General features: G+C 47.9%; 6 protein-coding genes. All 6 read left to right on the plus strand.

What is annotated here, in order from left to right:
* Positions 1–754 precede the first annotated feature (754 nt).
* Positions 755–991: a hypothetical protein gene (locus JW883_09390; protein MBN1842476.1), complete on the plus strand. Its 237-nt coding sequence runs from the start codon at positions 755–757 to the stop codon at positions 989–991.
* A 42-nt stretch (positions 992–1,033) separates the two neighbouring features.
* Positions 1,034–1,273, plus strand: a complete 240-nt coding sequence (locus tag JW883_09395; protein MBN1842477.1) for a hypothetical protein — start codon at positions 1,034–1,036, stop codon at positions 1,271–1,273.
* A 652-nt stretch (positions 1,274–1,925) separates the two neighbouring features.
* Positions 1,926–3,098: a hypothetical protein gene (locus JW883_09400; GenBank protein MBN1842478.1), complete on the plus strand. Its 1,173-nt coding sequence runs from the start codon at positions 1,926–1,928 to the stop codon at positions 3,096–3,098.
* 133 nt (positions 3,099–3,231) lie between these two features.
* Positions 3,232–3,567, plus strand: a complete 336-nt coding sequence (locus JW883_09405) for a cupin domain-containing protein (protein ID MBN1842479.1) — start codon at positions 3,232–3,234, stop codon at positions 3,565–3,567.
* A 196-nt stretch (positions 3,568–3,763) separates the two neighbouring features.
* Positions 3,764–5,164 carry a tetratricopeptide repeat protein gene (locus JW883_09410; protein MBN1842480.1) on the plus strand — a complete coding sequence of 467 codons (1,401 nt, stop codon included), beginning with the start codon at positions 3,764–3,766 and terminating at the stop codon, positions 5,162–5,164.
* Between the two features lie 243 nt (positions 5,165–5,407).
* Positions 5,408–5,888 (plus strand): biotin/lipoyl-binding protein (locus JW883_09415; protein MBN1842481.1); only part of this gene is annotated, 481 nt, incomplete at its 3' end.

The raw sequence follows: 5,888 nt of genomic DNA on the forward strand, positions 1-5,888 counted from the left end.
ACGTTCGTTCCCAGCGTGCGTAGGGCTTGTTGATTAGGGCCTACTTACTTATGTGTTGCAGGAAATGTTTCATGGTGCTAAGAGTCTCAGATAAACGCTATGGCTGAGAATACTCTAGGCAAGTTCGGAACGAACGTCGCGGTTCTCCCCATTTATGCGGAGTTCTTATAAGTATTTCAAAGGATATTAGACCGCAGACAGAGGGAAAAGCATGGCCATGAGAAGGATATTGCTAGCGTTATTTGTCCTCCTTTTCACCGTGACCTTTACCCTGAACGCTGGCTAGATGAATACTTGGGCTCAGGCTCCAGTTTTTCAACTGCAAGAAGAGATGACAGACAAAGAGTCTGTCGAGGGAAAGTTCTCGCCTTTAGAGGATGGCTTTTTACAGCCTTCCCTTACAACGGATGATTCCAAAAGCACGGCCCTGGCACGCTGCAGTTTGTGGCCTCATGCCTTCATTGAGCTCCGACATGCACCAGCCTATCTACTAGATACCTTCTTCCGCTGCTAGTCCTATCCCAGAATAGGCCCATAAGCATATTGGATCTCCATTAGGAACCTATCAGCTAATCCACTGAGACAGACTTTCGAATGAGGTTGAGTAACTGTGACAGTAGAAGTTCTAGATACTTTCGGTCAGAAGTGCCCTCAGTCTGTCTTGAAGATCGCTGTGAAGGCCTCGGACATGGAAATTGGCTGTTTATTCAATTACCCATTCCACAAAACCTAGATTCATAATAGGGAACGTCTGATGGGTTACTCAGTAAGTGAGGAAGCGCTTAAACGCACGAACAAGTGCGCCAAAAACTTTAGTTGTCTGTCGGGCAAAATGGTCGGCCTTTGTGAAGTGGAACGTTTTTTTTCTCTTCAAATTGTATTGGTCAATAAGGTGAATAAGGATTCTTGTGACTATGCACGTCTTGTTGACGACTACTGGTTTTGCACATGTCCTGTGCGTGCCGAGCTGAACAAACGCTACGGGATCTAGCCCGTTTAACGATAACCGGCAGTCACACTCTGGAGACTTTCAATGACCTTCGAAGTCGATGAAGATGTTCGTCAAAAGACCACCAACTGCCAAAAACTTTTTGGCTGTCTGACTGGTAACATTCACGACATGTGCGAAGTACAACGGCCCTTGGGCGCTATGGGGGTACTTATCGTAAAACCCAAAGATGTGCTTTCCTGCTTATATTATGTGCGTCTTGATGTGTCTGACTACTGCATATGTCCTATAAGGAATCAACTCTACACCCGTTACGGGATTTGAGTTTGGTTTTAAAGTCATATGGATTTCAAAACGATGCATTTCAAAGTCCCTGACCAAATTCTGAAGCAGACCACGAAATGTGAGCACGACTTCGCCTGTTTAAACAGTGACTCCTATCCTGTTTGCGACGTTCTAGACAATTGGTCACCGAGTATCCTGGAGACCTCGTGTATTGAAAAAGAACCGGGTAAGAGAAGAGAGAAGAGGGACGTTCGTTCCCAGCGTGCGTGTAAGAGAAGAGGGAGGTTCGTTCCCAGCGTGCGTAGGGCTTGTTGATTAGGGCCTACTTACTTATGTGTTGCAGGAAATGTTTCATGGTGCTAAGAGTTTGAGATAAACGCTATGGCTGAAAATACTCTAGGCAAGTTCGGAACGAACGTCCGGGTTCTCCCCAGCTGGTTGGATAGAGGAGGCAAAAACCATTTTAGCCCGAGCCATGGAAAGCGGCGGGAAGGCTGCTGAGGCAGCCGAAGACTTGATCCACTATTTGGGCAGCCGAGGATACTTGCAGTTTAGGTCTTTGATTCAGAAAGAGTGAAAGAAGAACAATTGCGGAGACTTTCTCAGTTGTGCAGTTAAATATGGAACTCATAAGAGCAACGAGATAGACCCGTGTCGCTTGGGCAGTCGGCAAAGACAGAGGGAGGTAAAGATGGGCCTCACCGACCTATGGGAAGATTCAAAGGAACAACTGAAGGATAAGCACGTTCAGCAAATCATCGCTTTCGCCGGGGAGGGAGAACTTCGAGATGGAAACACTGCCTCAGCAGAATTCCAAGAGTTTTTATCTAATATTCCTTCGGATTTATTGCACCAATATGCTGATCAGTGTTTACAGAATTCCTTCAACGGATCTGGGTTTGCTTTGCAGGATATTGTCAATCAAGTGGGGCGCCGCCTTGGTTTCGAAGTCACCGATGGAAGATACCGTGGTGCCTCTGGGCACATTGGGTTCGATGGAATCTGGAAACTCCCCGAAGGCCATGTCATCGTACTAGAAGTGAAAACTACAGACGCCTACCGTATCGATCTAAACAAACTAGCCGGATACCGCAACGAGCTGGAAAAAGAAGGAGCACTATCAGAAGAGGCGTCATCCGTTCTTATAGTCGTGGGACGGAAAGATACTGGCGATCTTGAAGCACAAATTCGAGGGTCTCGGCATGCATGGGATATGCGACTCATTAGTGTCGATGCCCTTATGAGGCTTATGCTTCTGAAGCAGGAAGTGGAAGACCCCAAAATAGTCCAGCGTATCTACGACATCTTGATTCCAAGAGAATTCACGAAGCTGGACGAAATCGTGGAGATCCTGTTTTTCACTGCGGAAGAAATCAAGGAAGAGGAACCCGCTGAAAAAGCGGCTGTCGGCGACCAACAAGGCCCCAAGTTTGTTCCAGTATCCTTTCATCAAGCATGTGTTGACCGAATTGAAAACCGTCTTCACCGATCTCTTATTAGACGGACGAGGGCGTCTTACTCATCGTCTGATGGATCTACCACCTTGATTTGTGCCGTTTCAAAGGAGCATGTTAAGGGAGAACATCGGTGGTTTTGGTTCGCCTTTCATCCCCACCAGAAAGATTTTCTCGAAAAAGGAAAAGACAGTTTTATCGCTTTCGGTTGTGGATCAGAAGAGTCAGTTCTGCTGATACCGTGGGGGGACTTCGTACAATGGGTTGACGGCATGAACATTACAGAAAGGGAAGATCGTTTTTACTGGCACGTTCACATTTCTCTACATGAAAAACATTTTGTCTTGCACTTGAAGAAAGGCTTTGATCCAATCGACCTCACTGGGTTTCTCTTGGCCGGTGAAGGCTAGGGATCAAGTCTAGGTTTGACTCATGCTACGGCATGAGGGAGAGTTGGGGGACATCCTTTAGTTCTATAGTTTTGGCTGACGGCGCCGACGAAAGTGAAAATGTGAAGGGCGCCCTAAAGTTAAGGAGGTCCGTATGAACGATCAATCCAGCACACTTAAAGGCAAGGCCTTCAACTTGGAACAATTCGTTGATTATGCAGAGGGTTCCGTCGTAAGCAAAATCTTGCTTAAAAAGGAAATTGGCAATATCACCCTGTTTGCGTTTGATAAGGGCCAGGGCTTAAGTGAACACACGGCACCATTTGACGCGGTAGTCTACATTTTGGACGGCAAGGCTGAAATCAGCATTGGTGGACAACCGCAAAATGTTTCTGCCGGTGAAATGCTGATTATGCCGGCCAATATTGCCCATGTTCTTCAGGCAAAAGCACCGTTTAAAATGTTGCTGGTCATGATCCGTGGAGAGTAAAGGGTTGGGAAGTATTCGGGTCAAGTTGGCTCTTGACTCTTGCTGGTGCTAGGAGACCAGGTGTTATGTTGAGCTCAACATAAGTAGTAATTGGTCATGATAGAACGTATTGGGACAATCCAATCTTACCGGGCGTGGCATGCCCGGAAAATATATGCGAGGTTAATACCGTTCAACACCCTTCTGTTGACCAAAAATGACAAATGAAGATGTGACCGCACGCCTTTCACAAAAGTATTCTATCCCATCGAAGCGCATGAAAGACGATTTCGAAAACATTCTCAAGAAAGCTTCTTCGGCCCAGATGGAAGGCAGGCTTGCTGAAGCGGAAAAAGGCTATCTGGAAGTATTGAGAAGAAAGCCTGATTGGGGACCGGCACTGAATGCGCTTGGAACGGTATTCTTGGACCAGTCCCAACCGGATAAGGCCCGGAAGGTCTTTGAGAAAGCAAGCGACCTTAGACCTCCCTATTTTCCCGCATGCTATAACCTGGCCAGGCTGAAGCAGCTGGAGAACGATCACAAGGGTGCCATAAGTATTTACAGGACCATATTGGAAAACCAGCCTGATTTTGGTCAAGCATGGAATAATTTGGGTACGGCATATAGGGAAATTGGGGACCAAGATGAAGCCCTATCCTGTTTTCGAAGGGCAGTGGCGTTCGCTCCTGACATGGCAGAGGCATGGAACAACCTTGGCGTGGCACAGGACGAGTTTAATATGATCGAAAACGCTTCAAAGTCATACAGAAAGGCCATTGAGATACGGTCAGATTATGCCTCTGCCCACTTCAACCTCGGGGTTTCTCTGCAAAAACTCAGGAAATTTACGGAAGCCGTGGACCATTTCAACAAGGCGCTTGAGACCAAGCCGGATGATGAGGCGGCAAGATTCATGCTCCAAAGCCTGGGAACATCGGAAACACCTGATGCCGCCCCGGTTGAACACGTGCGTAGGATCTTTGATCGATGTGCCGGGACTTTTGAAAGGATTCTGGTTAAAGACCTGCAATACAAGATCCCTGAACTCCTGTTTGACCTTGTGCGTCCACATTTGACTGAAGAAATGAATGTTTTAGACCTTGGCTGTGGCACCGGTCTGGGCTCTCAACTCTATCGGCCATTTGCGAAAAGACTGATAGGCGTCGACGTATCGTCAAAGATGCTCGAAAAGGCCGCAGAGAAGAAAATCTACAACCGGCTCAAGGTCTTCGACATACTTCAAGACTGGGGATTTCGCCAAAAATTTGATTTGATATATAGCTCTGACGTCTTTGTATACTTCGGCAATCTGGATCCGATCATCAGGTCCGCATCTTCATATCTTGTTTACGGAGGGATCATTGCATTTTCAGTGGAAAGACTGGAAGAAAACAGCATGGAGTACCGGCTCTTTCCCAGCGGTCGCTATGCACACTCACGGACATATATTCAAGATTGCCTGAGGCGTCATGGATTACAATTAATAGAGGAAACCAAAGCAGTTATTAGGAAGCAGTCAGGAAATCAGGTCAAGGGATTACTAATTGTAGCAAAAAAGGAAGTGGCGGGGTCGCATCTTAACGGGCTGGTGGAGGGATCGGGGCCGAATCTTTAATTTTGACAAAAGCAATCGATTTTCTTTCAGCGTATTTGTGGGACCCGTGGATGAAGATAATAAGGGAATTTACAGGATTAAATGAACGAAGAAAATGAGTCAATGCCGGTCCTGCATGAGAGCGGTGTTATACTGGTCCCAGAGTTTAAAAAGAAATAGAGGAGGCTTCTATGCCGATTGAAGTCGCTATCGCTTCATCCATATACCTGTTTACGGACGTTCCCCATGATTGCCGGAAACCCCATGACACGGAAAGTGGAGCATCGGCACAATGAAAGGCGTTTTCAAGAGGGTGATTCTGGTGGTTGTTGTCATAGCGATTGGCGTCTTGGGTGCACGGTGGCTATTCCAAATGGAGGAGCACAAGTCGGAGGCCGAACTCACACTTTAGGCAATATTGATATCCGGGACGTGCAGCCGGCCTTTAGCGAGCAGGAGCGCATTGCCGAGGTTTTGGTGGAAGAGGGCGATCGGGTTCAGGCCGGCCAGGTTCTGGCGCGGCAGCAAACCAACCGTCTGGAAGCCCAAATCAAGGAGGCGCAGGCTCGGATTGCCGCTCAGCAACAGGTGGTCAATCGGATGGAAGCCGGAACCCGCCGGCAGGAGATTGAACAGGCGCAGGCCGAGGTGGCGGCCGCCAAGGCCAAGGCCAAGAATTCCGGGCGCAGGTTTGAGCGCATCCGGAAAACAACAGAGGCCGGGGCCACGAGTCGGCAAGCCGAGG

The sequence above is a fragment of the Deltaproteobacteria bacterium genome, from assembly GCA_016930875.1.
Classification (GTDB): domain Bacteria; phylum Desulfobacterota; class Desulfobacteria; order Desulfobacterales.

What these genes read in the sequence shown, in the direction of transcription:
- JW883_09390 (MBN1842476.1), top strand. Translation starts at nt 755, where the DNA reads ATGGGTTACTCAGTAAGTGAGGAAGCGCTTAAACGCACGAACAAGTGC.
- JW883_09395 (MBN1842477.1), top strand. Translation starts at nt 1,034, where the DNA reads ATGACCTTCGAAGTCGATGAAGATGTTCGTCAAAAGACCACCAACTGC.
- JW883_09400 (MBN1842478.1), top strand. Translation starts at nt 1,926, where the DNA reads ATGGGCCTCACCGACCTATGGGAAGATTCAAAGGAACAACTGAAGGAT.
- JW883_09405 (MBN1842479.1), top strand. Translation starts at nt 3,232, where the DNA reads ATGAACGATCAATCCAGCACACTTAAAGGCAAGGCCTTCAACTTGGAA.
- JW883_09410 (MBN1842480.1), top strand. Translation starts at nt 3,764, where the DNA reads ATGACAAATGAAGATGTGACCGCACGCCTTTCACAAAAGTATTCTATC.